Below are 26,260 nucleotides of genomic sequence, written 5' to 3'. Positions count from 1 at the left end.
GGTGTCACCACTTGGGGCCATCCTGACTGCCAGACTTGACGCATGTCAAGTTTTGTCTGGCGCGTCGCGAGTGCAAAGGTCTTATGCCATGACAGCCGAATCGATACCGGGTGGCGGCAACGGCTCCACTGGGCGTCCGCAGGCCCGTCGCAGCCGGGGTGACCGGCAACGGGAGGCCATCGTGACGGCTGTGCGGGAACTCCTCGAGGAGCAGTCGTTCGCCGATTTGTCGGTGAGCACCATCAGCGAACGTGCCGGGGTGGCGCGGTCGGGCTTCTACTTCTACTTCGACTCGAAGTACGCGGTGCTGGCGGTGATCGTGGCCGAGGCGATGGAACAACTCGCCACCCTGACGCACAACTATGCGCCCCGAGACGTCGGTGAGACCCCCGCGGCCTTCTCCAAGCGGATGGTCGGCAGTGCGGCAACCGTCTTCGCCACCAACGACCCGATCATGTCGGCCTGCACCGTCGCGCAGAACACCGATGGACAGATCCGGGAGCTGATGAACGATTACGAGGACGCCGTGATCGGCCAGATCGTCGGCCTCGTCGAGCAGGACGGGGGCGCGCAGCCGATCTCCGACGACCTTCCCGCGCTGGTGCGCACCCTCGTGGCGACGACGGCGATGACGCTGTCGCACGATTCGGCTTTCGTCGGTCGCGGCCCCGATCCGGCACGTGCCCTCGACGTGGTGGAGCGACTGTGGCTCAACGCCCTGTGGGGTGGATCACCCACGGTACGGTAAGGTACCGCCATGCCGCAGCGGAGCGATTTTCGGGGGAAACGCTGTTTCGTCACGGGTGCGGCCAGTGGCATCGGCCGGGCCACCGCCCTCGCGCTGGCAGCGCAGGGAGCTGAGCTGTACCTGACCGACCGTGACGAAGCGGGGCTGATTCAGACCGTCGCCGATGCCAAGGCGCTCGGCGCCGAGGTGCCCGCGCACCGGGCACTGGACATCTCCGACTACGACCAGGTGGCCGCCTTCGGCGCCGACATCCACGCCGCACATACGTCGATGGATGTGGTGATGAACATCGCCGGCGTATCGGCCTGGGGGACCGTCGACCAATTGACCCATCAGCACTGGCGCTCGATGATCGACGTCAACCTGATGGGTCCGATCCACGTGATCGAGACCTTCATGCCGCCGATGGTGCAGGCCCGCCGCGGCGGACATCTGGTGAACGTGTCCTCGGCCGCAGGCATCGTGGCACTGCCCTGGCACAGTGCCTACAGCGCCAGCAAGTACGGACTGCGCGGACTGAGCGAAGTGCTGCGCTTCGACCTGGCGCGGCACCGCATCGGGGTATCGGTAGTCGTGCCCGGCGCGGTGAAAACCGGTCTGGTGCAGACCGTTCAGATCGCCGGCGTCGACCGCGATGATCCCAACGTGCAGAAGTGGGTGGACCGATTCGCCGGTCACGCCATCTCGCCGGAGAAGGCCGCCGACAAGATCCTGGCCGGGATGAGGCGCAACCGGTTCCTGATCTACACGTCGGTCGACATCCGCGCCCTGTATGCATTCAAGCGGGTCGCATGGTGGCCCTACAGCGTCGCGATGCGCCAGGTCAACGTGCTGTTCAGCCGGGCGTTGCGGCCGAAAACCGTGCAGCGCTAACGCTTTCCCCAGTCCCACGAGGGAGTGTTGAGCATGCCGAAGCCCTCCACCTTCGTCTCGCCCCATTGCTTGTAGAGCTCCACCTCGATCGCGGTGTCCCGCTGCTCGTCGGCCGCCGGGCTGGTCTCCAGGAGGTCCAGTAGCGCGCGCGAATGCGTCACCACCAGCACCTGGGACCGCTTGGCGGCCGTGCGGATCAGGGTGGCCAGCGGTCGGACCAGATCGGGGTGCAACGAGGTCTCCGGCTCGTTGAGCACCATGAGCGACGGCGGACGCGGACTGGCCAGCGCCGTCGCCCAGAGTAGGAAACGCAGTGTGCCATCAGATAATTCGGTGGCGCGTAACGGCCGTAGCATGCCGCGCTGATGTAGTTGCAGATCGAACAGTCCGTCGTTGACCGCCACCGAGATCGTGGCCCCGTCGAAAGCGTCGGCCACGGCGCGGGCGAGATCGTCGAAGGTCGTTTCGATGACCGTCTGCACTGCCGCAGCCAGATCGGAGCCGTCATCGGAGAGCACCGGGGTACGGGTTCCGACATGGGGTTGGCGGGCCGGTGCACCGGCGTCGACCCGGAACCCGTCGTAGAACCGCCAGTCGCGTAGCCGGTCGGAGACCGCGGAGAGTTCCGGAAGCGCGTCCGGGTGGGCGTACTCGGCGAGCACGCTGCGGTAGGAGGGCAGCGAACGGGTCACCTCGTCGAAACCCCGGCCGGATTGTGCGGCGACCTCGGCGTATTCGCGGGTGCGACGCACCAGCGTCGACGCCGGGCGCAACACCGGTCCGGCGAACACCACCTCCCGTTTGATCTCGGGGTCATGGGTGAATGCCGACGGTTCACCTCCGGACCCGGCCATCTGCGGCAGGCCCAGATCGACCAGGTAGCCGAAATCATCTGCGGCGAAGCCGAGTTCGAGGGACACCGGGCGGGTCCGGATGGTGCCCTGGGTGTGCTCGGCGGGCTGTTCGGGGCCGGCCCACAGGGCGGACTGCAGACCGCCCTCACGGGCCAGCGAGCCGATCACCCGGCCGCGCCCGCAGTCCGCCAGCAGTCGCAGGGCCCGGTAGATCGACGACTTGCCGGAGCCGTTGGCGCCGGTGACCACCGTGAGTTCGGCCAGTGGCAGGATCACCTCCCGTAGCGAGCGGTAACCCCGGATCGCAATGGTCTGCAGCATGAGGTCGAGGTTATTGGTCGGCGGTGACAATTGGGGCACCCGCACGGTCGGATGTGTTCCCGTCCATCGACAGTTCGAGCCGAACACCCAGCAGTCGGATGGGCCGCTCCAGCTCGAACTGAGCGAACACGGCCAGCGCCGTCTCGGTAATGACATCCGCGTCGGTGCTCGGCGAACTCAGCTTGCGGATCTTGGTGCGGGTGTAGAACGTGGCGGTGCGCACCGTGACCGCCACCCGGGTGACGATGCGCCCCTGTTCGACCACCTCGTCGAGGGTCCGTCCGGTCAGTTCGCGGATCGCGTCGTCCATCTCGCTGCGGTCGGTGAGATCCCGGGCGAAGGTGACGACGTGACTGCGTGACCGTGGAATCCAGGGTTCAGAACTGACCTCGCTGTCGCCGCCGCCCTTGGCCAGCAACAGGATCCACAGCCCGGTCGTCGGCCCGAAGGCCGAGGTGAGCGCCGTGGCGTCGGTCGCGGCGAGATCGGCAACCGTGGTGATCCCCAGCGTGGCAAGCTTTTTGGTGGTCTTGGGTCCGACGCCCCACAGCGCATCGGTTGGACGGTCACCCATCACCGACATCCAGTTTGCCTCGGTGAGCAGGTAGACGCCGGCGGGTTTGGCCAGCCCGGTCGCGACCTTGGCGCGCTGCTTGTTGTCGCTGATGCCCACCGAGCAGGACAACCCGGTCTCGGCGGTGATGACGGTGCGGATGCGTTCGGCCAGTTCGACGGGGTCTTCAACGTCAGCGCCCAGATAGGCCTCGTCCCAGCCCCAGACCTCCAATGGGTGGCCGAGATCGCGCAGCAGGCTCATCACCTGTTCGGAAGCCTCGTCGTAGGCGTCCGGGTCCGACGGCAGGAACGTGGCGTCGGGGCATTTGCGTGCGGCCGTGCGCAGCGGCATCCCGGCGTGCACCCCGAACCCGCGCGCCTCGTACGACGCGCAGGTGACCACCTTGCGGGGTTCGCCTGGGTCACCGCTGCCGCCGACGATGACCGGCAGGCCCTGCAGTTCAGGGTGGCGCCGCAACTCGACCGAGGCCAGGAACTGGTCCAGATCGACATGCAGCACCCAGGCGGTCATGGTGTCAGTGGCCGCACAACTTGCGTGCGGTGTCCTGCCATGCGGTGGCCAGGTCGTCGAGGCGTCGGCCGAGGGATAGTTGGTGCGCGACGTAGTCGGGGTCGAGTAGCGCGATCAGGGCATCGGCCTGCGCGTCGAGATCGCCGGTGGTGCGGGCGGTTTCGAGCAGCATCCGGACGTGGGTGCGGTGCAGGGTGAACGGGCCGGTGTAGCGCAGCGCGGGATCCCGGATGGCATCGGACAGCAGCGCCTGATGGCAGTGCACGAACCGGAGTCGGTCGGCGCCGTAGGCCAGCAGCCGTTCCAGCGGAGGCGCCCCGGGCCCCAGCGGGGGCGGACCGAACATGAAGGCGTTCTGCTCGGCGGTCTCGTCCTCGTCGAGCAGCACCATCATCAGTCCGGCACGGCTACCGAATCGTCGGAACAAGGTTCCCTTGCCGACGCCGGCCGCAACCGCGATGTCGTCGGTGCTGACCGCGTCGGGGCCGCGTTCGGCGACGAGCCGACGTGCAGCGTCGAGGATCAGGGCGCGGTTCCGGGCGGCATCAACACGGCCTGGGCCGCGTTCTTGTGGCGCCGCGTCGATGCCCGCGAGCCGGGGCGGGCGGTCGGAGGCTGCCACAACTGCACTTTAACTCAGGTGGAATTATTCGGACCATAGTCCGGTTGACTGTTGCGAGAATCGGGCGAGTCGAACAAAGGAGTGTGAACATGGCCGATACCAAGGTGCTGGTGTTGGTAGGGAGCTTGCGGGCGGCGTCGATCAACCGACAGATCGCCGAACTGGCAGTGGAGCAGGCGCCCGACGGAGTGGAACTGCGCATCTTCGATCGGCTGGGGGAACTGCCCTTCTATAACGAGGACATCGACACCGCCGAGGTGGCCGAGTCCGTGGTCGCCCTGCGGGCGGCGGCCGGCGAGGCCGACGCCGCGCTCGTCGTCACCCCCGAATACAACGGCAGCATCCCCGGTGTGTTGAAGAACGCCATCGATTGGCTGTCGCGGCCGTTCGGCAACGGCGCGCTCAAGGACAAGCCGCTGGCGGTCGTCGGGGCGGCGCTCGGACAGTACGGCGGAGTGTGGGCGCACGACGAGACACGGAAGTCCTTCGGCATCGCGGGGCCACGCGTGGTCGAAGACCTGAAGCTGTCGGTGCCGTCCACGACGCTCGACGGCAAGCACCCGAGGGAGAACGCCGAGGTGGCCGAGGCGCTGCGTGACATTGTGGGCAAGCTCACAGTCGAGGCCGGCTGAGGGGTCGTCTTCGCGTTTTGCCGTTTGCGCCGCTTTCCGGCAAAATCTTGCCGCCGGCTGGGTCGTTCCGACCCGGCCGGCGGCTTTGCTATTGGGGGGTCTCGCGCGAAGCGGCGGCCGGACTTGTCGGTGGCTGGTGGTACATCTAGGCGTGCGGCGCGACACGGTCTGTCAAGTCGGGCGCGACACGCCGCGAGCGTGGTTGCTGGCAAGCTTACGACCTGGGAATTCCAGAAATGTTATTCAGAACATGTTGTATGACTTCGAACTGTCGGCCACTAGGTGTAGTGTCTGTGAGACCGACAGGCCACCACAGTTTGGGAGTCAGTCGGAGCGTAGCGAACCCGGCCGAGTCGGTTTCACGGCCAGCCGGGGAGCGGCTTCGACCGGCAGGAATTTTGACGGCCCGACGGTCGCTGAACTTAAGCGAAACGTAAGACCCGGATTAGTTGCCAGTCACCTGTCTAGTTTTTTCACTTTCCGCAAGAGGAGCCGTACCGAAGATGACCGTCACCGTGTACACCAAGCCCGCATGCGTGCAGTGCAACGCCACCTACAAGGCGTTGGAAAAGCAAGGCATCGCATTCGAGAAGGTCGACATCACCCTCGACAGCGAGGCCCGTGACTACGTCATGGCGCTCGGCTACCTGCAGGCCCCGGTTGTGGTGGCAGGCAACGAGCACTGGTCGGGTTTCCGCCCCGACCGGATCAAGGCACTCAGCACGGTTGCGGCGACGGCGTAACGGAAGGCATCACCACCACGGGAGAGGAGCCGGACACGATGAGCCACCTCGTCTACTTCTCCAGTGTCTCGGAGAACACCCACCGCTTCGTCCAGAAGCTGGAGTGGCCAGAAGGCCGCGTCACCCGGATTCCGCTGCACGGCCGTATCGAGGTGGACGAACCCTACGTTCTGATCCTTCCCACCTACGGCGGCGGTCGTGCCACCCCCGACATCAACAACGGTGGCTACGTCCCCAAACAGGTCATCGCTTTTCTGAACAATGAACACAACCGGTCGTTGATCCGCGGCGTCATCGCCGCGGGCAACAACAACTTCGGTACGGAATTCGCCTACGCGGGCAACGTGATCTCCCGCAAATGCGCTGTGCCGTACCTCTATCGCTTCGAACTCATGGGAACCCCGGACGATGTCGAAGCCGTCCGCGCGGGGTTGAAAGACTTTTGGAAGGACCAGACGTGCCACCAACCGTCACAGCTGCAGAGCCTGTAACCACTGCCGGCCACGCACTTCCGGGCGAAACGGATTATCACGCGCTCAACGCGATGCTGAATCTGTACGACGCCGACGGCAAGATTCAGTTCGACAAGGATGTGCTCGCCGCGCGTGAGTACTTCCTGCAGCACGTCAACCAGAACACGGTGTTCTTCCACAGTCAGGACGAGAAGCTCGATTACCTGATCGAGAAGGAGTACTACGAGCGCGAGGTGCTCGACCAGTACAGCCGTAACTTCGTCAAGACCCTGCTGGATCGGGCCTTCGCCAAGAAGTTCCGGTTCCCGACCTTCCTGGGCGCGTTCAAGTACTACACCTCCTACACCCTCAAGACTTTTGACGGGAAGCGCTACCTGGAGCGTTTCGAGGACCGTGTCGTGATGGTGGCGCTGACCCTGGCCGCCGGCGACACCGTGCTGGCCGAGAAGCTCGTCGACGAGATCATCGACGGCCGCTTCCAGCCGGCCACTCCCACGTTCCTCAACTCGGGCAAGAAGCAGCGCGGCGAGCCGGTGTCCTGCTTCCTGCTGCGCATCGAGGACAACATGGAGTCGATCGGCCGCTCGATCAACTCGGCCCTGCAGCTGTCCAAACGCGGTGGCGGAGTTGCCTTGCTGCTGACCAATATTCGTGAGCACGGCGCGCCGATCAAGAACATCGAGAACCAGAGCTCGGGCGTCATCCCGATCATGAAGCTGCTGGAGGACTCGTTCTCCTACGCCAACCAGCTCGGCGCGCGCCAGGGTGCCGGCGCGGTATACCTGCACGCGCACCACCCCGACATCTACCGGTTCCTCGACACCAAGCGTGAGAACGCCGACGAGAAGATCCGGATCAAGACGCTCAGCCTCGGCGTGGTGATCCCGGACATCACCTTCGAGCTGGCCAAGAAGAACGAGGACATGTACCTCTTCTCGCCGTACGACGTCGAGAAGGTCTACGGCGTCCCGTTCGCCGACATCTCGGTGACCGAGAAGTACCACGAGATGGTCAACGACGGCCGGATCCGCAAGACCAAGATCAAGGCGCGCGAGTTCTTCCAGACACTGGCCGAGCTGCAGTTCGAGTCGGGCTACCCGTACATCATGTACGAGGACACGGTGAACCGGGCCAATCCTATTGCCGGCAAGATCACCCACTCCAACCTGTGCTCGGAGATCCTGCAGGTCTCCACGCCGTCGCTGTTCAACGAGGACCTGTCCTACGCCAAAGTGGGCAAGGACATCTCGTGCAACCTCGGTTCGCTGAACATCGCCAAGGCGATGGACTCGCCGGATTTCGCGCAGACCATCGAGACGTCGATCCGGGCGCTGACCGCGGTGAGCGATCAGACCCACATCTGGTCGGTGCCGTCCATCGAACAGGGCAACAACAGCTCGCATGCGATCGGCCTGGGGCAGATGAACCTGCACGGGTATCTGGCCCGCGAGCGGATCCATTACGGCTCCGAAGAGGGCATCGACTTCACCAACATCTACTTCTACACCGTGCTGTTCCACGCCCTGCGGGCGTCGAATCTCATTGCGATCGAACGTGGTACGCGCTTCGGCGGATTCGAGGACTCCAAGTACGCCTCGGGTGAGTTCTTCGACAAGTACACCGAGCAGGTGTGGGAGCCGGCCACCGACAAGGTTCGGCAGATCTTCGCCGACGCGGAGATCCACATCCCGACGCAGGACGACTGGAAGCAGTTGAAGGATTCGGTGCAGAAGCACGGCATCTACAACCAGAACCTGCAGGCCGTCCCGCCGACCGGGTCGATCTCCTACATCAACCACTCGACGTCCTCGATCCACCCGGTGGCAAGCAGGATCGAGATCCGCAAGGAAGGCAAGATCGGCCGCGCTTACTACCCGGCGCCGTATCTGACCAACGACAACCTGGAGTACTACCAGGATGCGTATGAGATCGGCTACGAGAAGATCATCGACACCTACGCCGCGGCCACCCAGCATGTGGACCAGGGGCTGAGCCTGACGCTGTTCTTCAAGGACACCGCCGACACCCGTGAGGTCAACAAGGCGCAGATCTACGCCTGGCGCAAGGGAATCAAGACGCTGTACTACATCCGACTGCGTCAGATGGCTTTGGAGGGCACCGAAGTGGAAAACTGCGTCAGCTGCATGTTGTAGCGGCGCAACGCTGAATGGCCAGTTATGGCACGCCAATTGCGAAAAGGCGTGCCATAACTGGCCATTCACCGTTCGGACGGCTAATGCCGAACGAAGCTATGCGACTTTCTGTGGCAGGGGTGCCTTCCAGGTTCCGTCGATCGCCGTCTGGTCGGGCCAGTACAGCCGCTCGATCAACACGAACGGACCGTCGGGGGCCGGCAACCAGTTCGACTCCTTGTCCGCGCCCGGGGATTCGTTCTGCACGTAGAAGGTGTAGCCGCCGTCGGCGTCCTTCTTCAGGTCGGGCAGCATCGGTGAGTTGATCAGGTACCGGTTGATCGGATTGGCCACCAGCAGGCTCTGCGGCATCCGGTACATGGTGATCGACCAGAAGCCCTTGACCGGCGGCAGTTGCCCGGGAGCGAATCGGTAGGTGTACTTGTTCGCGCCGTCCAGCGTGGCACCCGCCGAATCCAGGCGGAAGATCGGATACATCGCCTCGGCGGTGTCGTTGCCGTAGATGCCGTTGATCGCGCCGGCCATGCGGTACAGGTAATTGGTACCCATCCTCTGGCGGTCACCGAACATCTGCGCGGTCGTCACCTCACCCTTGTCGATCTTCGCCTGCAGCTGGTTGTACTCGGTCCAGGCGTCAGTGATTCCGTCCTGGAAGGCCTGCTGCTGGTCCGCGGGGAGCGCACTGATGTCGAACTTCTTGCCGATTCCGAGGCCGATCGAATCGAACTTCGCGCGGATTTCCTTCTCGGAGTCGAGCACCGGCACATATTGCAGCACGAAGTTCAGCGTCTCGAAAAACTTCGTCGACTTGCGTTGCTCGTCGGGGGTCTGGGGAACCAGGAAGTCGATCGCGGGTGGCGTCGCGGGCGCGGCGGTGCCGAGGAAGGTCGACAGCGGTTCTACCTTGTAGCCGGCCTGGATCGCTTTCACGTTGTCGATGTCGTTCGGGCCGAACAGCTGGGTTCGGTACAACGCGAGGACGAAATCGGTTTCGGCGTGCAGTATTTCATCGACGCCGGCGGGCTTCTCGCCCTTCCAGTTCGGACCTGCGAGCAGGTATTTCCCGGCGTTGTTTCCGGTGGTGCGGCTGCCGAGGTAGCCCATGTTGTAGGTGTAGGCGTCGATCAACTGAACCGAGTAGTACCGGTTGCTCTCCACCTCGGGCACTGTCAGCACCAACGGCTCCGCGCGTAGATCCGCACCCAAGGTGGTGTACGGGGTGTCCGAATTCGGGGTCTGCACCGCGGTGTCGGCGGGAGTGGCCACGTGGGCATCCGAGTGCAGGGTGTTCCACGGCGCTCGGAACTGCGAGCTCTGCTTGTCCTGGAAATACGCGTACTGGATCCGATAGTTGTCGACCATCGGATACCCGTAGACGTAGGCCTGCTTGGCGATCTCGCGAATCTGTGCGGCGGTCACCTCAGTCTGATCGCTCGACTCCTTGTCATCGCCACCGCAACCGGACAGCGTCACCGCGAGCATCGCCGCGGCGATGACGGCCGTCCCGACGCGCCAAGATTTACTTCGTCGCAGCATGGGTTTCCTCCGGATCATCAGATTCATCCGACCTTCTGGGGTACCGGCGCTTGCCAGGTCCCGTTGAGCGCGGCCTCCTTGGGCCAGTACAGCCGTTGCGTCAGCCGGAACGGCCCCTCGGGCGCCGGCAGCCAGTTCGATTCCTTCTCAGCGCCCGGAGATTCGCGCTGTATGTACAGGGTGTAGCCACCGTCCGGATCCTGCTTGAGCGTGGGCAGCATCGGCGAGTTGATCAGATAGCGGTTGATCGGGTTCGCGACCAGCAGGCTCTGCGGCATCCGGTACATCGTCACGGACCAGAAGGCGTTCACCGGCGGCAGCTGCCCGGGGGCGTACCGGTAGGTGTACTTGTTCGCGCCATCGAGCGGAGCGCCGGTCGAGTCGTTGGAGAAGCTCGGGTACATCGCCTCGGCCTTGTCGTTGCCGAAGATGCCGTTGATGGCACCGGCCATCCGGTAGGGGTAGTTGGTGCCGAGCGTCTGGCGGCTACCGAACAGGTCACCGACTGGAATCTGCCCGCTCTCCACCTTCGCCTGGATCGGATCGTATTCCGTCCAGGCATCGGCGAGTCCGTCCTGGAACGCCTTCTGCTTGTCTGCCGACAGCGCGCTGATGTCGAGCTTCTCGTCCGACCCGATACCGATCGAGGTGAACTTCGCGCGCAGTTCCTTCTCGGTGTCCAGCACCGGCATGAACTGCAGCAGGAAGTTCATGGTCTCGAAGAACTTCGGAGACTTCCGCTCCTCCTCCGGGTTCTGCGGAACCACGAAGTCGATCGCGGGCGCGGCGGTCGGCGCCGGCTTGCCCTCGAACTTCGAGAGCGGCTCCGCCTTGTACTCCGACTGGATCTTCGTCACGTTGTCGAGGTCTTCCGGACCGAACAGCTGGGTCCGGTACGCCACGAACGTGAACTGGGTCTCTGAGCGCAGCACCTTGTCGATGCCCGCGGGCTTCTCGCCCTTCCAGTTCGGTCCGGCCAGCAGGTACTTCCCACCGTTGTTCCCGGTGGTCCGGCTACCCACGTAGTCGAAGTTGTACATGTACTGGTCCATGAACTGGAGCGAGTAGTAGCGCTTCTCGTCGATCTTGGGGACCGTCAGCACCAGAGGTTCGGTCCGCAGGTCGGCCCCGATGAATGAATATGGCGTGTCCGAATTGGGAGTTTGGATCGCGGTGTCCGCCGGCGTGTACACCTGCGCACTCGATTTCAGCGTGTTCCACGGGGCCTTGTACTGCGGGTCCTGCTTGTTCTGGAAGTAGGCGTACTGAATCCGATAGTTGTCCACCATCGGGAAGCCGTAAATGTAGGCCTGCTTGGCGATCTCCCGGATCTGCTCCGCGCTCACCTCACCGGTGGGCGCGCTCGACGTCTTGTCCGAACCCTTGTCACCGCCGCAGGCGACCGCGGTCAGTCCGATCGCCGCGACGGCCACCACGCTCAACCACCGTCGGCGCCAAAACCTGTTGCTGTCCATCATCTTCCCCCTCTGTCACCCGAGCCCCGATCATCGTTGCCTGAGCCCACAGGTCTTGTCTTGACTTTGCTGGACATCTTCTTGATTGTCATGGACATGCAGTTGGTCCAGGGATCGTCTCTGGTGGGGTTCAGCGGGCTCGCCGCTGCCCATGGGGGCGACCCGGCCGCGCTGCTGGAATTCGCCGGCATCGATCCCGCCGATGCCGGTCAACGTGACCGGTACATTTCGTTGCGCAACGCCATCGCCGCGGTCGAAAGCGCAGCCGCGGTGCTGGGTGTGGAGGACTTCGGCCGCCAACTGGCGACGCGGCAGAGCATCGATATCCTCGGCCCGGTGGGTGTCGCGGCCCGCACCGCAGCCACCGCGGCCGAGGCGTTCACGATCCTCGGCACGTACATGAACGCCTACAGTCCCGGCATCAGCGTCCGCATCAATTCGCACGCCGACGAGACGCTGTGCCGGTTCGAATTCGACTTCCTGCTGCACCCGACGCCGCCACAGGCCCAGGCCATCGAACTGGCCCTCGGCGTCACCCTCCGGGTGCTGCACCTGTTCCTGGGCACCGTCTACCGGCCCGTGTCCGTGCACGTGCCCCACCCCGCATTGGCCACCAGAGCCGACTACCGCCGCTACTTCGGCTGTCCACCGCACTTCAACGAACCGATCTCCGGCTTCACCCTGCGTGCCGCCGATTTGCAACGTCCGCTCAACCATGACCCGCTGGCCCATCAGCTCGCGTTGCACTACCTGTCGAGCACCGGTGCCGAGCATGCGAGCGGCTTCACCGACACCGTGCGCAGCATCATCCGACGACTCCTGCCCACCGGAGAGCTGACCGCCGAGTTCGTCGCCCGCCAGTTCGGCATCCACCCAAAGACATTGCAACGACGCCTCGTCGCCGAAGGAGTCGCCTTCGGCAAGTTGATTGATCAAACCCGCCGCGAACTCGCCAACAGATTGCTGCTCGACACCGATCTGCCCCTCGTGCAGCTGTGTCGCCAACTCGGCTACGCCGAGCAGAGCGTGCTGACGCGAGCATGCAAACGCTGGTTCGGCATGACACCCAGCGACTATCGCAGCGTCGGAAGAAGTTGGCAGTCTCTACTCGCAGACGAGGCTTGCATGCACTCGACGGTCGGGCCGATCAGGGGGAACAGTTGATGGTTGAGTACATGCTCGCCCAAGGCGGTGGCACGCCGTGGATCGGCCCGGCGATCCGCGCAGCGCTGTTCACGGCCGTGGGTGCGGTGCTGGTCGTCGTCGGCGTTCGCCGCCGTATCGGCCGCGCTCGCTGGGTTCGTGACGATGACCAACGTCTGCTCCATCCGGACGGACCGGCGCCATCCGACGACCATCACTCACCGACCCCGCGCTCCGGCGGAACCTGGTTCATCACCGGCGGTGCAGTGCTGCTCATCCTCGGGCTCCTGCACATCCTCGACCTTGTTGCGACCCTCCACGTAGCCGGCGTGATCTGACCGACAGGATCTGCAGGTCTGGTAACCGAATGTGGAGCTGCGTCAACTGCATGTTCGAGGGCTGTTCTGAGAGCGTCCGCCCAACCTACGACAGGCATGCCGCGGTGGCGTCAGGCCGGGCTCACGTGGCAAGGAATGCCGTTGATCGCATGGGTGTTGCTCGGCACATCGATGACGTCCGTGGGGTTGAGCAGGTTGTTGTTGATTCCCGGATGACGGTTCGCGGTGGTCAACTGCGTTCCGTCGAGGCCGTGACCCCAGCCGTGGGGGAGTGACACCACGCCGGGCTTTACCTCGTCGGTGACTTCGGCAGCCACCGTAACGGCGCCCTCGGAGGTGGCGACGTTCGCCATCGCGCCGCTTTCGAGGCCGACACGCGCCGCGTCGACGGGGTGGATGAGCAGGGTGCAACGGTCGCGTCCCTTCATGAGGGCAGGGACGTTGTGCAGCCAGGAGTTGTTGGACCGCAGATGCCTTCGGCTGATCAGCACGAGCTCGGGAGTCCCACGCTCCATGCGCGACAGTAGTCGGGGGATATCGCTGATCAGATGGTCGTGCAGCAGTTCGACCTTTCCCGAGGGCGTCGTCACACTCGTCTCGAGCCGTCCCCCTTCGAGTTCGGCCAGCCGCAGTCCATCGGGATGCTGACGCACCTCGCTCAGGGTGAGCCCGCCGGGCCGGTCGCCCAGTTGATCACCCCACGGCCCCACCCGAATGCCCAGATCCATCAGGCGTTCTGGCCCCTTGCCGGCCAGCGCGGGCATGACCTGCCCGGCGTCGCGGCCCGTCAGCGGGTTGCCTGGAATTGCAGACATGGTCGCGACCATCCCACCGACGTAGAGGTCGTCGAGTGCGGCGGTGTCCACCTCGGGCACCGGTGTGCCGAACATCGCGCCACCGAGTCGCAGTAGCAACTCCCACTCAGGCGGACGTTGGGGCTCGGGTTCGAAGACCGGTTCCGAATACTTGATGCAGGAGGCGACGGAGTACATCCAGTAGAGGTCATCGAAGTGGGGCAGTTCCAGAGGGGACGATCCGGGCAGGATCACATGGGCATGCCGGGTGGTCTCGTTGAGCCAGTTGTCCACCGCGATCAACGCGTCGAGGCGACCCAAGGCCGCCGACAACCGCCCGGCTCCCGGCGCCGAGACAGCGGGGTTACCGGCAACGGTGATCAGCGCGCGAAGCCGACCTTCGCCAGGTGTGTCGATCTCCTCAGCCAGGCAGCCGACCGGAAAGCTGTTGAGCACCTCGGGCGCTCGCCGGACGCGGCTGCGATACCGACCGAACTGCCATCCCGACCCGTCCTGGTCAGGCGGCTTGGCGAACATCGGCGCCCAGACCGCCGGTTTCGGGAACACCGAACCACCTGGGCGGTCCAGCACACCGAGGGCGGTATTGATCACGAATACCAGCCAGGTAGCCAGGGTGCCGAATTCCTGTGTGCAGGTGCCGATTCTGCTGTAGAGCACCGGGTTCTCGGCCTGTGCGAGGTCAGCGGCCAGCCGGCGGATCGTGCGTGCGTCGATACCCGTTGTGACAGCGACTTTTTCGGGCACGAAAGGCTCGGCCATCGCGATGATCTCATCGAGCCCAGCGACTTTTCCGCGCAGATGCTCGGGGTGCCGCACCCAGCCGTTCTCGGCCAGCGTGCGCAGAATGGCGAACAGCAGAAGCGCGTCGGTGCCGGGTTGGATCGGCACCCACTCACTCGCGCGCTGCGCGGTCGGAGTTCGGCGCGGGTCGACAACCACCACGCGGCCGCGCTGTGCCACACCGGTCAATAGGCCCATGATGTCGGGCGCCGATAGCATCGACCCCTGCGAGGCAGCCGGATTGGCGCCGAGGATCACCAGATGGTCCGTGCGGTAGAGGTCGGGGATGGGCCCGTTCCACATGCCGCCGAACAGCAGAGTGCTCACCACGTTCAGTGGCCACTGGTCGACGGTGCCCGGCGAGTAGTACCCCTTCATGCCGGCCGCCTCGGCGAAGCCGATCAGCGCCCCGATATAGGTGGCCAGGTGGCTGTTGTGCGCGACGGGGTTCCCGACGTACACACTCAGCGCGCCGGCACCGTCGGTATCAAGGACGGGCCGCAGAACGCGTTCGGTCTCGGCGAGCGCGTCATCCCAGGACACCGCCACGTGAGTGCCGTCGGGGCGACGCACCATCGGCTGCCGCAGCCTGTCGGGATCCTCGTGAAGGTGCCCTAGCGACACCCCTTTCGGACAGATGTGTCCGCGGGACCACACATCGTCGGGGTTGGCGCGAATGCCTTGGACGTGGCCGTCACTCACCGTGACGTGCACACCGCACATCGCTTCGCACAGCGGGCACGTCACCTTGTGAGAAGGCATCTCGTCTCCTGACCGATTGGGCGTTAGGGGCGGCGCGGCGGTTGGCAGCGTGTGTGCTGTGCCCGGATGTAAGTGTTGAGCACACCGACCAGGGTCCTGCGATCTCTGCTGGTGTCCAGGGGCTGCGGCGAAACCATCTGGGCGAGAACGATTCCCCGTAACGTCGCCCAGATGAGGTTGCCGATCTCGGTGGCCTGTGGTGCGTCCAGATCTTCGCCGAGGTGTCTGCCTAGTTCGGTGAATTCCCGCATCGTGTCGGACAATTGGGCGTTGACCTCGCTGTCACGCGCGGCGCGGGTGGAGATGAGGATCTCCAGCGCGGCCATCGAGGTGGGGCTTGAGAACGCCTGCCACAGTGCGTCCACGACCACCTCGGTGCGGCGATCGGTGGGCAGGCTTGCGGTCTCGTGGCGAAGTCTCTCGAGTGCCTCGGTGAGTTCGGCGATTCCCTGGTCGACCACTGCCATCAGCAGTCCGCCGAGGTCTCCGAAGTGATACTGCACCACGCCCCAGGTCAGGCCGGCGCGCTCGGTGATGCGCCGCACGCTGGGTGCTGCGAAGCCTTCGTCGAGGATGTAGCGCACCGTTTCGTCGATCACGGTTCGACGTGTGCGTTCGGCGCGTTCCTGGTTGCCGCTGGGCGGCCGCCGGGGTGCTGAGGACCCTGCCATGCCTGATGTCACCACATCGTGCCGGCCAGGTGGTCCAGAGGCCGGAGGTCGTGAGCGGCGCGAATACCGGCGGGGGCCCGGCATACCGCGTCGATGGCGTTGACCGCCCGCGCCGCGGTGGCGACGACACCGCCGATGTTGTGATCGACCCCGGATCCACCGACGTGGGTGTCGATTCGGATGCCGGGATCGCCTTCGACGGTGACGCGGTGTACGCCGGGCCTGCCGTCTGGGGGACGAGGCCAGTCTGGTGCGTCAGCCGGAGTCAGTCTGTTGATGTGCTCCATGGTGATGATGACCTCGCCGTCGCGGACGCCTTCCACCGCGAACCGGACTGCGGCCACCTGGCCGGGCGCGACGTCCATCATGGTGGTGGAGATCGGTTCCGGCGTCACCCATTTCTCGTGTCGCTCGCGTACTTCGTCGAGTGTGACGCCGAGGTCGCGGGCCAGGCTGCGCACCTGTATTCCCCACATCGACGCGAGCACACCCGGCGCGAAGAGGATGGGCTGGTGGTCGGGATCGGTGCCGAAACCGAAACTGCTACCGGTGAACTCGGCGTCATCGTAACTGCCGTATTCGCAGATCTCCTGGACGGTGATCGCGGTGGCCCGACCGGCGAGGCTGAGCGCTGAATAGACGAGCGTGTCGCCGGAGAAGCCGGGGTCGATGCCGTTGACGTAGAGCGTCGAGTTGCCGTCTCGGCAGGCCTGCTGCAGTGGTTCCCGCAGCCATGCATCGGTGAATTCGGGCGCGACCAACCAGACAAAGGATGTGCCGACGACATTCGTCCCCGCACTCAAAAAGCGGATCAGGTCCGCCATCGCCTCATGCGGACGTGTCTCGGCCTGGGAGGTGTAGACGACGCAATCCGCGTGCAGCGCAACGAGTTCCTCGATGTCCGACGTGGTCATCACTCCGGTCGGAGTGGACAAACCGCACAGGTCTGCGGCGTCACGCCCCACTTTGTCCGGCGATGCGGCGTGGACACCGACGAGTTCGAGATCTGGGCGCCCGATGATGGTCCGCAGCGCGTGGACACCGACGTTGCCGGTGGAGAATTGAATGACTCGGCGGGTCAACGTGTTTCCTCACAGTAGGTCGGTGATGGTCTTGAGTCCGGCGTCGTAGAGGACTCCGGGGAGCATGCCGCCGTCGATCTCGATGGTGGTGCCGTTGATGTAGTCGGCCGCACCGGAGGCGAGGAAGACACAGGTGCGCCCCACTTCGGCGGGTTCGCCGCCTCGTTTGAGGGGAATCGGCGCGAAGTACTTCTCCCCGTCCGGGTCATCCTTGGGCAGGACGAAGGACTGGAAATTCTGGGTCACGGTGGGACCGAGCGCAACACAGTTCACCCGCACCGTCGGGCCCCATTCCTGGGCCAGCGACCGCGTCATGTGATTGAGGCCGGCTTTGGCCGCGCCGTAGGACACCAGCGTGGGGGAGCCTGCGGGGTGACTCGCCCCGCTGGAGATGTTGATGATGCAACCGGTGCCGTCCTGCGTTTTCATCTGCCGGAATGCGCGGATGGCGAACCACAGTGGACTGATCAGGTTCATCTGTACGGCGAAGGCATGGAACAGCACGCTGCGTTCGTACTCGTCGTCACTGGCGGGTGCCCCTTGGATGCGCGAGACCAAGCTGGGGACGGCATCCACCGATGGAGAGGGGACGGTGCCGCCGGCGTTGTTGACCAGGATGTCGACGCGTCCATAGGTGTCCGCCACCCGTGTGACGAAGGCGTCGATGGCTCGGTAATCCGCTTGGTCGCACACCATTTGAGCGGAACGGTCAGCCCAGTCCGGGTTGGTCTCGGTGCCGGGAAGTGCGTCCAACGATGCGCGAGAGCAGCCGATCACCGTCGCGCCCGCGCGAAGGAGTTCGTGCGCGATACCCACTCCGACGCCACGGCTGGTGCCCGTGACGATCGCGACTTTTCCGTCCAATTCGGGAGATGCATCGGAGATGGCCACGCCAAAAGATTACAGGTGTTATTTTTATTGCGTCGCGAAATTCCCGACATCGGGGCCGCAACTCAGGCATCGCGGCCGGACGCACATTGGAGAGGAGTCGACGATGAGCAACGTTCCGAGTCGGCGCGCGCGATTGGCGCACGCGGCACAGCACGCTGAGCTGTGGAACGCGGGTAAGAAGGACGAGTGGGTAGCGTCGTGGCGCACCATCTGCCCGGGCGAGGTCCGGATGTTCGACCCGGTCGGTACCGAGGAGAAGCACGGATTCGCTGCCGCCACTTCCGACGCGTTCGACATGTTCCAGTCGATCCTGAAGATCAGGATGATCACCGTGCAGGTGAATGGGGACGAAATGGCCTGGGTCTGCGAGAACTCGTTCGGTACTGAGCCCGACGTCCAGTCGGCCTACAGCATCGAGACTTTTGCCTGGGACCAGGCCGGCAATCTGCTGATCAAGACCTACTATCCGATGCCCGAACATGTTGGGCCGGACGAAGATCCGTACGCACACCTGCTCCCGGCAGACGTGCCGGAACCCCGCTGATCCATCGAACGATCGCCAGCGGTTTCAGAATCAGCTCTCGCGGGCCTGTTCCGCACGCAGCGACTTCAGGCGCCGTTCCTCGCGCAGCACACTCTGATAGCTCTCGCGTTCGGCGACCAGCCACTCCGGCTTCTCCTCGAGCAGCTGATCGATCTGCTCGGTGGTGAGCGCATCCCCGACGGCACCACGCGCGAGACCGGCGATCGAGACGCCCAGCTTGGCGGCCACCAGGTTCTTCGGGTGCGGCCCGTTCTTGCGGAGGTCCTTGAGCCACTGCGGCGGGTCCGCCTGCAGGGCGGCGAGCTCGGTTCGGGTGATCGGATTCTCCTGGAACTCCGCAGGCGTCGCGGGCAAGTACACATCCAGCTTCTTCGCCGCCGTGGCGGGTTTCATGGACTGCGCGTTTGGCCTGCTCATGGATTCAGCGTATCGGTAGCCTGAGGCGGTGACCCCACAGTCCCTCACCCTCGGGTACGTGCCCGGCGGGACGCCCGCCAAATGGGCTCGGATCTGGGCGCAGCGCCACCCCAAGGTGCCGCTGCAGTTGTGCGCTGTCGCCGCGGCGGACGCGGCTGACGGCGTGCGGGACGGCACCGTCGAGGTGGCGTTGCTCCGGCTGCCGGCCGACACGTCTGGGCTGGCCGTCATCCCTCTCTACGAGGAGACGACGGTGGCCGTCGTGCCCACCGATCACCTTCTCAGTGCGGTCGACGAGATCACCGCCGCCGACCTCGACGGCGAGCCTGTGCTGATCCCACTCGACGACGTCCTCGCCTGGGCGGGCGCTCCAGGTGTCCCCGTCGATCACCGACCCGAGACCACCCAGGATGCAATAGAACTCGTTGCCACAGGGATGGGCGCGCTCATCGTTCCGCAGTCGCTGGCGCGACTGCATCACCGCAAGGACCTCATTTACCGCCCGATCACCGACGCACCCACCTGCCCGGTGGTACTCGCTTTCCAGGAAGGCCCGCAGCCGGCGATGGTTGAGGAGTTCATCGGGATCGTGCGGGGCCGCAAAGCCGGTTCGTCGCGGGGGCAAACTCAGCCGGTGCCGAAACGCACCGCGCGGGAGAAGACCCTTGCCAAGCAAGCTGCCCGCGCGGCTGCGGGCAAGGTCGCGCGCAAGCCGGGACCGGCCGATCGCGGTCGACGCTGACCGACTTGCGGGGTGTCGAGTGGCCAGCTATTGCACACGAAACACGAGATGGCGTGCGATAACTGGCCACTCGACAAAATGCACGCGTTAGGTGTGCTGCGGGCTCTGCGCCTTCTTGTACAACGACTTGAGCAGCAGGTCGCGGAACGTGTGGTTGTCCAGTGCCTTCAGGCCCGCACCCGCCACGGCGGGTATCCCGGCGAGCTTGTTGAAGAACCGACCGCGTCGGTATTCTCGGCCCCAGGTCGCGCGTATCCGCTGCTCGTAGTTCGTGAAGTCGTCGGGCCCACCATTGGTGAGCGCGGCAATTGCGCATTCGCCTGCGGTCAAACCGGATTCGAGCGCCTTGGAAATACCGGCCCCGGACACCGGCTTGCCGGCGCCCAGCGAGTCCCCGACGAACAGCACCCCCGGACGCCACGGCGGCCACGCCGTGAAGCCCATCGGCAATCGCCACGCCCGCACGCTCTTGTTCTTCTTGAGCTCCTCGATCGGCGGCAGCTCCCATTCGGCGGGCAGGGTCCGCAGGAAATCGCCGAGGAACTGGGTGGCGTTGATCGACTGCCAGTTCTTGTAGCTGTTCACATAGCCCAAGCCGATGTTGAATCGGCCGCCGCCCATCGGGAACACCCACCCGTACCCGGGCAGTTGATCGCCCTGGAACAACAGCTTCAGGTAGATCTCGAACGTATCGGAGTCGGGACGGTTCACCTGCATCTCGGACCGGATCGCGATGGCCGAGTAGCCGTTGTACTCAGAGTTGATCTTCAGGGCCCGCTTGATGGGGGAGTAGGCACCGTCGGCCGCGATCACCGCGTCTCCGTAGACCTTTTCACCGCCCTTGAGCACCACGCCGACCACGCGGCCCTTGGCGTCGAATTCGGGTCCGGAGACCTCGGCGCCCTGACGAACCTCGGCGCCTGCCGACCCCGCATGCTTGAGCAGCAACGTGTCGAGTTCGGTGCGGCTGACGGTATGGCCATGGTCGGGCATACCGGGGCGACGCGGGAAGGACAGCTCCCACTCGCTGGGGCTGAACACGGTCACCTTGTTGACCCGATGGAACTTGGCAACCTCATCGGCCAGGCCCATCTTCTGCAGGTAACTCACCGCGCGGGCAGTGAGACCGTCACCACATGGCTTGTCGCGCGGGAACTCCGCCTTGTCGAGGACCAGCACGTTGGCGCCGGTCTGCGCCGCCTGCCACGCCGCGGCCGACCCCGAAGGGCCGCCACCAGCTATGACCAGGTCGTATCGCTGTGTCATGAGCCTCGTCTCATCGGTTGGCCGTCTCAGCAATCCTACCGAAGCAACATGTCAGCAGACTGGTGGTCGAACGGGCGGGTCAACGGCAAAACCGCGTGTTGCGTGACGGTCTGAGCAGGTCAGCGCCATCAGGGCGAGTACAGTGATCGCGTGCGGCGAACGTCGAGATCACATTCCAGCGATAGCCCGGGCGTCAAGGTCGATGCCCGTAGCGAGCGTTGGCGTGAGCACCGCAAGAAGGTGCGCTCGGAAATCGTCGACGCCTCGTTCCGGGCGATCGACCGTCTGGGGCCTGAGGTGAGCCTGCGCGAGATCGCCGAAGAGGCCGGTACCGCCAAGCCCAAGATCTATCGGCATTTCGCCGACAAGTCGGATCTGTTCCAGGCCATCGGTGAGCGACTGCGCGACATGCTGTGGTCGGCGATCTTCCCGGCGATCAACCTCGGTGCCGACCCGGCCCGGGAAGTCATCCGGCGCAGCGTCGAGCAGTACGTCCGGCTCGTGGACGAACACCCGAACGTGTTGCGGTTCCTGATCCAGGGCCGGTTCGCCGAACAGAGCGAATCGACGATGCGCGCACTCAACGAGGGCCGCGGCATCACCTTGGCCATGGCCGACATGTTCTCCAACGAACTACGTGAGATGGAACTGGACGGGGCCGCGATCGAATTGGCGGCATTCGCCACCTTCGGTGCCTGCGCGTCGGCCACGGACTGGTGGCTGGGCGCCGAGGAGGACAGCCCGCGCCGGATGCCGGCCGAGGAGTTCGTCAACCACCTGACCACCATCATGGTCGGTTCCATCAACGGCACCTGTGAACTGCTCGGCGTCTGGATCGACCCGGACCTGCCGCTGCACGAAGGTGTCCAGCGTCGCCAGCACGCCAGCTGACCGTCTCGTTGACAGCTGACTCCCGCGTCCGGAGACTGGGAAATATCCGGTACCGCCGTTCCCAGAAAAGGACTTGACCTATGACGGCTGCCCAACCCTCACCACAGGGTCAGCAACCCATCCACACCCGCGCCTTGATCATCGGCAGCGGGTTCTCGGGGCTGGGGATGGCGATCGAACTGCAACGCCGCGGCGTTGATTTCCTCATCCTGGAGAAGGCCGACGAGTTCGGTGGGACGTGGCGCGACAACACCTATCCGGGTTGCGCCTGCGACATCCCGTCGCACATGTACTCGTTCTCGTTCGAGCCGAAATCGGACTGGAGCCACATGTGGTCCTTCCAGCCCGAGATCCAGGATTACCTGCTCGGCGTGGCGACCAAGTACGGGCTGCGCCGCTATACCCGGTTCAACACCCACGTGGACCGCGCTCACTGGGACGAACAGGAACTGCGCTGGCACGTGTTCAGTGACACCGGCCAGGAGTTCATCTCCCAGTTCCTGGTGTCCGGCGCCGGCGGCCTGCACATCCCGCAGATCCCGGCGATCGAAGGGGCCGACGAGTTCACCGGTGCGGCTTTCCATTCCGCGCAGTGGGACCACAGCGTCGACCTCACCGGCAAGCGGGTCGCGGTGATCGGCACCGGGGCCAGCGCCATCCAGATCGTGCCCGCAATCGTCGACGATGTCGCCGAGCTGCATCTGTACCAGCGCACCCCGGCGTGGGTGATGCCACGGGTGAACACCAAGTTCCCGCAATCGATTCGGCGCATGTTCAGTTACGTGCCCGGCACCCGCGCGGCGATGCGCGCCGCCATCTACTGGATCCATGAGGGAGTCGGCTTCGCGATGACACAGCAGCCACGGCTGCTCAAGATCGGCGAGGCGATGGGCCGCTACAACATCAACCGCAGCATCAAGGATCCCGAGCTGCGCCGCAAACTCACGCCCAGCTACCGCGCCGGGTGCAAGCGAATCCTCAACTCCGACAAGTATTACCGCGGAATCGCCAACCCCAAGACTCAGGTGATCACCGAGTCGATCACCCGGATGACGCCGACCGGCATCGTCACCTCCGACGGCGTCGAGCATCCGGTCGACGTCGTCGTATGGGCCACCGGATTCCACGTCACCGACTCCTACACCTACGTCGACATCAAGGGTGCCGACGGCGAGGACCTGGTGGACCGCTGGAACCGCGAGGGCATGACAGCCCACCGCGGCGTCGCCGTGTCCGGCATGCCCAACCTGTTCTTCCTGCTGGGGCCGAACACCGCGCTGGGCCACAACTCGGTGGTGTTCATGATCGAATCCCAGATCCGCTACGTCGGTCAGGCGATCGCCGCCGTCGACCACGCCGGGGCCGCTGCACTGGCGCCCAGCCCGCAAGCCCAGGCGGAGTACAACGCTGAGTTGCAACGCGATCTGGCCGACACGGTCTTCAGCACCGGAGGTTGCCAGAGCTGGTACATGGACGAACACGGAGTCAACCGGACCCTGTGGAGCGGCATGACCTGGCAGTACTGGCTCGCAACGCGCAAGCTGGACCCCGCGGAGTTCGATTTCATCCGTGCTGACCGCGACACGAAGGCACAAGATGCTGGGGTCCCCGCGGGTGCCTAACCCCAGGGGTAGTGTCGTGGTGACTGTTCGGCAAACAAAACAACCTGGTGAAATGGGGTTCTGGTGAGCGATGGCATGAAGCTGATCGACCGTGTCTCAGCGATCAACTGGAACCGTCTCCAGGATGAGAAAGACGCCGAGGTCTGGGATCGACTCACCGGTAATTTCTGGTTGCCGGAGAAGGTGCCGGTGTCCAACGACATCCCGTCGTGGGGCACGCTCACCGCGCACGAGAAGCAGCTCACCATGCGGGTGTTCACCGGGCTGACGCTGCTGGACACCATCCAGGGCACGGTCGGTGCGGTCAGCCTGATCCCCGATGCGCTCACGCCGCACGAGGAAGCCGTCTACACCAACATCGCCTTCATGGAGTCGGTGCACGCGCGCAGCTACAGCAATATCTTCTCCACGCTGTGCTCGACGGCCGAGATCGACGACGCGTTCCGCTGGTCGGAGGAAAACCCCAACCTGCAGCGCAAGGCCGAGATCGTCATGCGGTACTACAAGGGTGACGAACCGCTCAAGCGCAAGGTGGCCTCCACCCTGCTGGAGAGCTTCCTGTTCTACTCGGGCTTCTACCTGCCGATGTACTGGTCCAGCCGGGCCAAGCTGACCAACACCGCCGACATGATCCGGCTGATCATCCGCGACGAGGCCGTGCACGGCTACTACATCGGCTACAAGTACCAGCGCGGGTTGGCGCTCCTCGACGAGGAACGGCGTGCGGAGCTCAAGGATTACACCTACGAGCTGCTGTTCGAGCTCTACGACAACGAGGTCGAGTACACCCAGGATCTGTATGACGAGGTCGGTCTCACCGAGGACGTCAAGAAGTTCCTGCGCTACAACGCCAACAAGGCACTGATGAACCTCGGCTACGAGGCGCTGTTCCCCAAGGACGAGACTGACGTGAACCCGGCGATCCTGTCCGCGCTCTCACCGAATGCCGACGAGAATCATGACTTCTTCTCGGGGTCCGGCTCGTCGTACGTCATCGGCAAGGCCGTCGTCACCGAAGACGAGGACTGGGACTTCTAGGTCATCGCCACCTGGCCCACACGTAGGGCACCAGCGACCGTAGGAAGTCCAGATCCGGACCTGGCTGTGCGGCGGCGAACGCCTGCTCGAAATGGTCCTCGGCAACCAGCAGGATGCCCTCGGCGTACTCAATCGTGAAATTGATGCTGCCGTAGTCATCCATCATCCTGCGCACAGCCTGCACCAGGTCGGACGTCCGTTCGGGCCGGGTCAGTCGCAGGTAACGGTGAACGAGTGCCTTGTCCGCGTCGTCCGCGACGCTCAAGAGGTGCATCAGCGGAAGGGTCCGCTTGCCTTCGTAGATGTCGCCGAGGATCTCTTTCCCGTAGGTGTGTTCATCCCCGACAAGATTCAGCAGATCGTCTCGAATCTGAAATGCCGCGCCGAAATGAAATCCGAAACGCACCAGTGGGCCGAGGTCGAGGGTTCCTCCAGAACCGATGATTGCACCCACGCGCAGAGGGTGAATCGTTGTGTACCAACATGTTTTATGCATGATCAGGTGCAGGTAGTCCTCCGGGCCCAAGCCTTCGACATTGTCGAGCTGCCACCCCACTTCGGTCGCTTGACCCTCGAGGGTGCGCATCGCCATCGTGTCGAACTCGCTCCACACCAGGTCCGCGAGATCCCGGTCGAGGCGTCGGGTGGCCCTCCGCAGTACCTGTCCGGCAACGATAGCCAGTCCGTCGCCCGCGTTCAGTGCCGCCGCCAGCCCGTAGGCTGCCGAGAGCGTCGGTCTGCCGCGGCGCATCTCACTTCCGTCTGCCACGTCATCGTGTACGAGAAAAGCGTTGTGCAGCAGCTCAATTGCCACTGCGATTCCGAGGAGTTCTTCCGAACTGGCCCCGAACGCCCGCCCCGCCGACAGGCACAGGGCGGGACGAAGCGCCTTTCCCGGACGAGACGGATACTCGCGCATCGGCCCGTACAACCACTGCACCGGTTCACCATCGGGCATCGCGTCGAGCATCGTGCGACGTACCGCGCGCCCCACCTCGCGCAACCGGTCTTCGACATTGGTGACGAGGGCGGCGCGGTCGGCGAGTTCGGTCATCGGTCGAGGGGCTGCCAGGAGAGCACCAGTGGAAGCCACAGGTGCGGGTGGCCGTCGATGAGGAGGGTGCCGCGATAGATTCCGGGCCTGACACCGTCGCCGAGCTGCACTGTCGCGAGGATGCCGCGGCTGCACCGCGCAGGCATTGACACCGGGTCCGGGTCGAACTCGATGGCGCCGGCCGCGATCACATCGCCGTTGTGGGACAACAGATCGCTGCACCGGAGACTGATATCACCGTGACCGGTCGGTCCGCCGTTGTGCAGCCAGACCTCTGCGCAGGCCGGACCCGTGCCCTGGGCTTCGATATGGACAGCGGCAGTCGCACCCGAGCCGTTGAGATCCCATGTGCCGGCGCCATCGGACACCGGGCCCGCAGTCGACATCGTGGCGGCCAGCCGCCGCATCAACGACTCCCACGTCGCCACCACGCGGTCGGTATCTGCCGCGGCCGGATGAGCATCGTTGGGGCGATTCGCCGGCTGTGTCTGATCACCGTCATCGTCACGACCATCCGTGCTGTCGCCGGCCATCGTGACAAACCGGTTGACGAGTTCGGTGGCGGCGCGCAACCCCTGTGACTGCACCGCGCCGAGCGCACGGATATTGGCGGCGGGATCGAACACCGCCGCCCACGGGAGATCATTGACCGTGCTGTCGTCCCCCAGCATCCGCTCAGTCACCTGC

At 64.6% G+C, this 26,260-nt stretch carries 26 protein-coding genes; 13 read left to right on the top strand and 13 right to left on the bottom strand.

Translation table 11 applies throughout. The annotated features are described in order from the left end of the window. Positions 1 to 88: 88 nt before the first annotated feature. Positions 89 to 748: a TetR/AcrR family transcriptional regulator gene (locus JOF57_RS16040; protein WP_209918045.1), complete on the top strand. Its 660-nt coding sequence runs from the start codon at positions 89 to 91 to the stop codon at positions 746 to 748. 9 nt (positions 749 to 757) lie between these two features. Then, on the top strand, positions 758 to 1,621 hold the full coding sequence (locus JOF57_RS16035) for an SDR family oxidoreductase (RefSeq protein ID WP_209918044.1): 864 nt from the start codon (positions 758 to 760) through the stop codon (positions 1,619 to 1,621). Here JOF57_RS16035 and JOF57_RS16030 read toward each other — a convergent pair. The 3 genes from JOF57_RS16030 to JOF57_RS16020 are packed head-to-tail and all read right to left on the bottom strand — an operon-like array spanning position 1,618 to position 4,505. Beyond that, positions 1,618 to 2,796 (bottom strand): AAA family ATPase, encoded by a 1,179-nt coding sequence (locus tag JOF57_RS16030; protein ID WP_209918043.1) that lies wholly within the window; start codon positions 2,794 to 2,796, stop codon positions 1,618 to 1,620. The two genes, JOF57_RS16035 and JOF57_RS16030, sit on opposite strands and share 4 nt — an antisense overlap. A gap of 10 nt (positions 2,797 to 2,806) precedes the next feature. Beyond that, positions 2,807 to 3,883, bottom strand: coding sequence for a DNA polymerase IV (locus tag JOF57_RS16025; RefSeq protein WP_209918042.1), 1,077 nt, complete (start codon positions 3,881 to 3,883; stop codon positions 2,807 to 2,809). A 4-nt stretch (positions 3,884 to 3,887) separates the two neighbouring features. Continuing rightward, the gene (locus JOF57_RS16020) at positions 3,888 to 4,505 is read right to left on the bottom strand and encodes a TetR/AcrR family transcriptional regulator (RefSeq protein WP_209918041.1); all 618 of its coding nucleotides are present in this window, start codon (positions 4,503 to 4,505) and stop codon (positions 3,888 to 3,890) included. A gap of 89 nt (positions 4,506 to 4,594) precedes the next feature. Between JOF57_RS16020 and JOF57_RS16015 the strand changes: the two genes are divergently transcribed. The 4 genes from JOF57_RS16015 to nrdE all read left to right on the top strand — a co-directional run bounded on the left by JOF57_RS16015 (position 4,595) and on the right by nrdE (position 8,506). Beyond that, positions 4,595 to 5,137, top strand: coding sequence for an NADPH-dependent FMN reductase (locus JOF57_RS16015; protein ID WP_209918040.1), 543 nt, complete (start codon positions 4,595 to 4,597; stop codon positions 5,135 to 5,137). A 503-nt stretch (positions 5,138 to 5,640) separates the two neighbouring features. Continuing rightward, positions 5,641 to 5,880, top strand: coding sequence for a redoxin NrdH (locus JOF57_RS16010; protein ID WP_209918039.1), 240 nt, complete (start codon positions 5,641 to 5,643; stop codon positions 5,878 to 5,880). A gap of 38 nt (positions 5,881 to 5,918) precedes the next feature. Further along, positions 5,919 to 6,371, top strand: a complete 453-nt coding sequence (gene nrdI, locus JOF57_RS16005) for a class Ib ribonucleoside-diphosphate reductase assembly flavoprotein NrdI (RefSeq protein ID WP_209918038.1) — start codon at positions 5,919 to 5,921, stop codon at positions 6,369 to 6,371. A gap of 53 nt (positions 6,372 to 6,424) precedes the next feature. Further along, positions 6,425 to 8,506, top strand: a complete 2,082-nt coding sequence (gene nrdE / locus JOF57_RS16000) for a class 1b ribonucleoside-diphosphate reductase subunit alpha (protein ID WP_234938552.1) — start codon at positions 6,425 to 6,427, stop codon at positions 8,504 to 8,506. A 96-nt stretch (positions 8,507 to 8,602) separates the two neighbouring features. Here nrdE and JOF57_RS15995 read toward each other — a convergent pair whose 3' ends face one another. Continuing rightward, on the bottom strand, positions 8,603 to 10,042 hold the full coding sequence (locus JOF57_RS15995) for a DUF1254 domain-containing protein (RefSeq protein WP_209918035.1): 1,440 nt from the start codon (positions 10,040 to 10,042) through the stop codon (positions 8,603 to 8,605). A 23-nt stretch (positions 10,043 to 10,065) separates the two neighbouring features. Next, complete coding sequence (locus tag JOF57_RS15990; protein WP_209918033.1) at positions 10,066 to 11,517, bottom strand: DUF1254 domain-containing protein; 1,452 nt, start codon at positions 11,515 to 11,517, stop codon at positions 10,066 to 10,068. Between the two features lie 96 nt (positions 11,518 to 11,613). On the opposite strand from JOF57_RS15990, the gene JOF57_RS15985 reads away from it, so the two are divergent. Both JOF57_RS15985 and JOF57_RS15980 read left to right on the top strand, forming a co-directional pair. Continuing rightward, positions 11,614 to 12,681, top strand: coding sequence for an AraC family transcriptional regulator (locus tag JOF57_RS15985; RefSeq protein ID WP_209923408.1), 1,068 nt, complete (start codon positions 11,614 to 11,616; stop codon positions 12,679 to 12,681). Then, positions 12,681 to 12,998, top strand: a complete 318-nt coding sequence (locus tag JOF57_RS15980; protein ID WP_209918031.1) for a hypothetical protein — start codon at positions 12,681 to 12,683, stop codon at positions 12,996 to 12,998. The genes JOF57_RS15985 and JOF57_RS15980 overlap by 1 nt, the downstream gene beginning before the upstream one ends. A gap of 110 nt (positions 12,999 to 13,108) precedes the next feature. On the opposite strand, the gene JOF57_RS15975 is transcribed toward JOF57_RS15980, so the two are convergent. Genes JOF57_RS15975 through JOF57_RS15960 form a run of 4 tightly spaced genes read right to left on the bottom strand, consistent with a single transcriptional unit; the run spans position 13,109 to position 17,999 of the window. Next, the gene (locus JOF57_RS15975; RefSeq protein ID WP_209918029.1) at positions 13,109 to 15,355 is read right to left on the bottom strand and encodes a molybdopterin-dependent oxidoreductase; all 2,247 of its coding nucleotides are present in this window, start codon (positions 15,353 to 15,355) and stop codon (positions 13,109 to 13,111) included. Between the two features lie 23 nt (positions 15,356 to 15,378). Next, positions 15,379 to 16,026, bottom strand: a complete 648-nt coding sequence (locus JOF57_RS15970) for a TetR/AcrR family transcriptional regulator (protein ID WP_209918027.1) — start codon at positions 16,024 to 16,026, stop codon at positions 15,379 to 15,381. An 8-nt stretch (positions 16,027 to 16,034) separates the two neighbouring features. Beyond that, the gene (locus JOF57_RS15965) at positions 16,035 to 17,108 is read right to left on the bottom strand and encodes an NAD(P)H-dependent amine dehydrogenase family protein (RefSeq protein WP_209918025.1); all 1,074 of its coding nucleotides are present in this window, start codon (positions 17,106 to 17,108) and stop codon (positions 16,035 to 16,037) included. 9 nt (positions 17,109 to 17,117) lie between these two features. Continuing rightward, positions 17,118 to 17,999 (bottom strand): SDR family NAD(P)-dependent oxidoreductase, encoded by an 882-nt coding sequence (locus JOF57_RS15960; protein WP_307870031.1) that lies wholly within the window; start codon positions 17,997 to 17,999, stop codon positions 17,118 to 17,120. A 103-nt stretch (positions 18,000 to 18,102) separates the two neighbouring features. Between JOF57_RS15960 and JOF57_RS15955 the strand changes: the two genes are divergently transcribed. Then, entirely contained in the window at positions 18,103 to 18,543 is a 441-nt protein-coding gene (locus JOF57_RS15955) for a hypothetical protein (RefSeq protein ID WP_209918023.1), read from the top strand. A 30-nt stretch (positions 18,544 to 18,573) separates the two neighbouring features. Here JOF57_RS15955 and JOF57_RS15950 read toward each other — a convergent pair whose 3' ends face one another. Next, positions 18,574 to 18,960 (bottom strand): DUF5997 family protein, encoded by a 387-nt coding sequence (locus tag JOF57_RS15950; protein ID WP_209918021.1) that lies wholly within the window; start codon positions 18,958 to 18,960, stop codon positions 18,574 to 18,576. 28 nt (positions 18,961 to 18,988) lie between these two features. Here JOF57_RS15950 and JOF57_RS15945 point away from each other — a divergent pair, with 28 nt between their 5' ends. After that, positions 18,989 to 19,702, top strand: coding sequence for a LysR family transcriptional regulator substrate-binding protein (locus tag JOF57_RS15945; RefSeq protein ID WP_209918019.1), 714 nt, complete (start codon positions 18,989 to 18,991; stop codon positions 19,700 to 19,702). A gap of 87 nt (positions 19,703 to 19,789) precedes the next feature. Here JOF57_RS15945 and JOF57_RS15940 read toward each other — a convergent pair whose 3' ends face one another. Beyond that, on the bottom strand, positions 19,790 to 20,968 hold the full coding sequence (locus tag JOF57_RS15940) for a geranylgeranyl reductase family protein (RefSeq protein WP_209918014.1): 1,179 nt from the start codon (positions 20,966 to 20,968) through the stop codon (positions 19,790 to 19,792). Positions 20,969 to 21,118: 150 nt separating this feature from the next. On the opposite strand from JOF57_RS15940, the gene JOF57_RS15935 reads away from it, so the two are divergent. From JOF57_RS15935 to nrdF, 3 genes are all read left to right on the top strand, one after another. After that, entirely contained in the window at positions 21,119 to 21,859 is a 741-nt protein-coding gene (locus tag JOF57_RS15935) for a TetR/AcrR family transcriptional regulator (RefSeq protein WP_209918012.1), read from the top strand. Positions 21,860 to 21,939: 80 nt separating this feature from the next. After that, the gene (locus tag JOF57_RS15930; protein WP_209918010.1) at positions 21,940 to 23,481 is read left to right on the top strand and encodes a flavin-containing monooxygenase; all 1,542 of its coding nucleotides are present in this window, start codon (positions 21,940 to 21,942) and stop codon (positions 23,479 to 23,481) included. 75 nt (positions 23,482 to 23,556) lie between these two features. Beyond that, positions 23,557 to 24,519 (top strand): class 1b ribonucleoside-diphosphate reductase subunit beta, encoded by a 963-nt coding sequence (gene nrdF / locus JOF57_RS15925; RefSeq protein ID WP_234938550.1) that lies wholly within the window; start codon positions 23,557 to 23,559, stop codon positions 24,517 to 24,519. Between the two features lies 1 nt (position 24,520). On the opposite strand, the gene JOF57_RS15920 is transcribed toward nrdF, so the two are convergent. Together JOF57_RS15920 and JOF57_RS15915 are read right to left on the bottom strand one after the other, a co-directional pair. Then, positions 24,521 to 25,573, bottom strand: coding sequence for a polyprenyl synthetase family protein (locus JOF57_RS15920; protein ID WP_209918008.1), 1,053 nt, complete (start codon positions 25,571 to 25,573; stop codon positions 24,521 to 24,523). Further along, the gene (locus tag JOF57_RS15915; RefSeq protein ID WP_209918007.1) at positions 25,570 to 26,256 is read right to left on the bottom strand and encodes a hypothetical protein; all 687 of its coding nucleotides are present in this window, start codon (positions 26,254 to 26,256) and stop codon (positions 25,570 to 25,572) included. The genes JOF57_RS15920 and JOF57_RS15915 overlap by 4 nt, the downstream gene beginning before the upstream one ends. Between the last annotated feature and the right edge of the window lie 4 nt (positions 26,257 to 26,260).

The organism is Mycolicibacterium lutetiense, assembly GCF_017876775.1.
GTDB classification, from domain to species: Bacteria; Actinomycetota; Actinomycetes; order Mycobacteriales; family Mycobacteriaceae; genus Mycobacterium; species Mycobacterium lutetiense.
The sequence above is the reverse complement of the archived record's forward strand: the minus strand, read 5'-3'. Positions and strand labels throughout refer to the sequence as shown.